The 1,019-nt window shown below is 32.5% G+C and carries 1 protein-coding gene and 1 pseudogene; both read right to left on the bottom strand.

Annotation, left to right across the window (positions count from 1 at the left end):
• Window positions 1–378 (bottom strand): annotated as a pseudogene (locus tag ACFHWD_RS20605) (RNA-guided endonuclease TnpB family protein); the annotation flags it as partial.
• Between the two features lie 98 nt (window positions 379–476).
• Window positions 477–887: an IS200/IS605 family transposase gene (tnpA, locus tag ACFHWD_RS20600; protein WP_150358597.1), complete on the bottom strand. Its 411-nt coding sequence runs from the start codon at window positions 885–887 to the stop codon at window positions 477–479.
• Between the last annotated feature and the right edge of the window lie 132 nt (window positions 888–1,019).

Here is a 1,019-nt window from a genome sequence, read left to right as displayed (position 1 = left end):
AATTTCTTTGCCGGCAGGCATTTTTAAAAACAGATACCTGTCTGTAATGCTGTACTTTTCTTTCAGGTATATTCTCAGTTTTTTAGGCAGCGACAGCCTTAAAGTTCCGTCCTGCAGTACAAAACCTTTATTGAGATATCTTATATTGAAATTTGAGTGTTTGAATTTAGGAGGTTTAGGATTTTCTATGACTCCTGTTTTCTTCAGTGCGTAGAAGGACTTCCAGCTGTCACCCAGCTGTTTCAATACTTCCTGTGCCGTCTGAGAAGGGAGGCTTTTATACCAAAAATGATCCTTTAAAGCTTTTTTCTGCCTGTACCAACTTGGATATTCCAGACCACTTTCTTTAGTCCAGTTTTTTCTCTCATAGTTTGCCACATTCCACAGTTTTGAGGCCGCATATGTTAAACATCCAATGATTATTTTTTCTTTTTTAGTTGGATTTAATATGAAGTTAACTACTCTTTTTATTTTGCTTACCCCCTTTCTTTTTGAAGTTCAATATATTTTCTTACAGCTTCTTCTGATATAGAACCTACCGTTTCTATATAAAAAGAACTGTTCCATAAATGCCCCTTATATAATTGTTTCTGCAGCTCAGGATATTTTATAAAAAGTTTTCTGGCACTTATGCCCTTTAACATTTTAACTATATATGAAGGCTCTATTTTAGGAGGTGCTGTTGCAAATATATGAACATGATCTTCCATGACTTCCATTGTTTGAATTGCAAATCCCTTTTCTTCTGCTATCTTTTTAAACAATGTTTTTAAGTATTCATCAACTCCATTTTTTAATATTTTCTTTCGATATTTTACACTCCAAACAATATGATAATTTACATTGTATACACAGGTTCTTGCATGTATTATATTATTTTTACTCATACATATAGTATATTATATATTAGTCTATAATTCAAAAGAATAAAGGCTTTCAACATATACATATAGTAACTTTGATAGCAGCCTTTCATCTCCCCTTTGAAAATGGGAGGATTCTCGGCTATTTTCCTAAAT

It is taken from the genome of Clostridium sp. MT-14, assembly GCF_042436595.1.
Classification (GTDB): Bacteria; Bacillota; Clostridia; order Clostridiales; family Clostridiaceae; genus Clostridium_B; species Clostridium_B aromativorans.
Note: the sequence above shows the minus strand (reverse complement) of the source record. Positions and strands in the feature narration are given on the sequence as shown.

What these genes read in the sequence shown, in the direction of transcription:
- tnpA (WP_150358597.1), bottom strand. Translation starts at nt 887, where the DNA reads ATGAGTAAAAATAATATAATACATGCAAGAACCTGTGTATACAATGTA.